Origin of the sequence: Inquilinus limosus MP06 (genome assembly GCF_000767795.1) — a bacterium.
Lineage (GTDB): Bacteria > Pseudomonadota > Alphaproteobacteria > DSM-16000 > Inquilinaceae > Inquilinus > Inquilinus limosus_E.
In genome coordinates this window covers 1-1,757 of sequence record NZ_JANX01000879.1, presented here as the reverse complement: position 1 = coordinate 1,757, position 1,757 = coordinate 1, and the positions used below count along the sequence as shown (strand labels likewise).

Here is a 1,757-nt window from a genome sequence, read left to right as displayed (position 1 = left end):
CTCGAGCTGCAGGATCTCAGCAAGTCCTTCCCGGTCGGCGGCACGCTCTTCGGGCGCGAGCGTCTGCAGGTGCGCGCGGTCGACCGCGTCTCCTTCGCGGTGCGGCAGGGCGAGGTGCTGGGGCTGGTCGGCGAATCCGGCTCGGGCAAGAGCACGCTGGGCCGCACGCTCCTGCGGCTGATGCGCCCGACCGGCGGGCGGGTGCTGTTCGAGGGCGCCGACATCACCGATCTCGGTCGCCGGCAGCTGAAGCCGATCCGGCCGCGGCTGCAATTCGTGTTCCAGGACCCGGCGGCGTCCTTGAACCCGCGCATGACCGTCGGCCGCATCGTCGCCATGCCGCTGCGGGTGCAGAAGGATGCGCCACCGGCGGCGGAGCGGGCGGCGCGGGTGGCGGCGGCGCTGGAGACGGTCGGCCTGTCCGCCGGTCACATGGAGCGCTTCCCGCATGAATTCTCCGGCGGCCAGCGGCAGCGCATCGGCATCGCCCGGGCGCTGGTGACCGAGCCGCGGCTGCTGGTGGCGGACGAGCCGGTCTCCGCCCTCGACGTCTCGGTCCAGGCCCAGATCATCAACCTCCTGATGGAGGTGAAGCGGCGGCTGGACCTGACCATCGTCTTCATCAGCCATGACCTCGCCGTGGTCGGCCAGATCTGCGACCGGGTGGCGGTGATGTATCTCGGCCGGATCGTCGAGATCGCCCCGGCCCGGGCGCTGTTCGAGACACCGCGCCACCCCTACACCGAGGCGCTGCTGTCGGCCGCGCCGATCCCGGACCCGACCCTGCGCCGCCCGCGCATCCTGCTGAAGGGCGAGCTGCCCAGCCCGCTGTCGCCGCCCTCCGGCTGCGCCTTCCGCACCCGCTGCCGCTACGCCCTGCCGGCCTGCGCCGAGGCCGCGCCGCCGCTGCAGGCGGTCGGGGAGGGGCACCTCAGCGCCTGCATCCGGCCCGAGCTGGCCCTGGCCTCGCCGCTGGCGCCGGCGGTCATGCCAGGGACCCTGAGATCGATTCCCTGATCCCTGTCCCCGTCATGGCGAGGAGCGAAGCGACGTGGCCATCCAGCGGCACCGACCCCTGGATAGCCACGCCCCTGTGGGGCTCGCCATGACGATGAGGGTTGTCGGGTCTCGGCAACCGGAACGGGTGTCACGCCAGGTCGCCGCCGTCGATGCCGATGACGTGGCCGCTGACATAGGAGGCGGCGTCGCTGGCCAGGAACAGGACGACGGCGGCGACCTCCTCCGGCGTGCCGGCCCGGCGCATCGGGTAGGGCGCGACCAGCTGCTCGGTCGTCACCTTCCAGTCGCGCCGCACCCGCTCCAGCATCGGGGTCTCGATCGGGCCCGGGGCGATGGCGCTGATCCGCACGTCGCGGCCGTATTCCTGGGCGGCGGCGCGGGTCATGTGGATCACCGCGGCCTTGGTGGCGCCATAGGCGACGATGTTCGGGAAGGCGTGGCGGCCGCCGATCGACGCGGTGTTGATCATCGCACCCCGGGCCCGCACCAGATGCGGCAGCTCGTACTTCATCGCCACGAACACGCCGCGCAGATTGGTCGCCACCTGGTCGTCGAAGCCGGCGATGTCGGTGTCGGCGATCGGCGCCGGCGGCAGGTCGATGCCGGCATTGTTGAAGGCGATGTCCAGCCGGCCCCAGCGCGCCACCGTGTCGGCGACGAAGCGCTCCATCTGCGCCGCGTCGCGGACATCGGCGCGGGTGTAGGCGACGTCGCCGCCCTCCCATTTCACGCGGGCC

2 protein-coding genes are annotated in these 1,757 nt (G+C 72.5%); one reads left to right on the top strand and one right to left on the bottom strand.

Annotated elements, in window-relative coordinates; genetic code table 11:
* A partial coding sequence (locus P409_RS33525; RefSeq protein ID WP_081992171.1) for an ABC transporter ATP-binding protein occupies nt 1-1,017 on the top strand: 1,017 nt, incomplete at its 5' end.
* A 130-nt stretch (nt 1,018-1,147) separates the two neighbouring features.
* Here P409_RS33525 and P409_RS33520 read toward each other — a convergent pair.
* Nucleotides 1,148-1,757: SDR family NAD(P)-dependent oxidoreductase (locus P409_RS33520; protein ID WP_034848877.1), on the bottom strand; the 610-nt coding region annotated here is incomplete at its 5' end.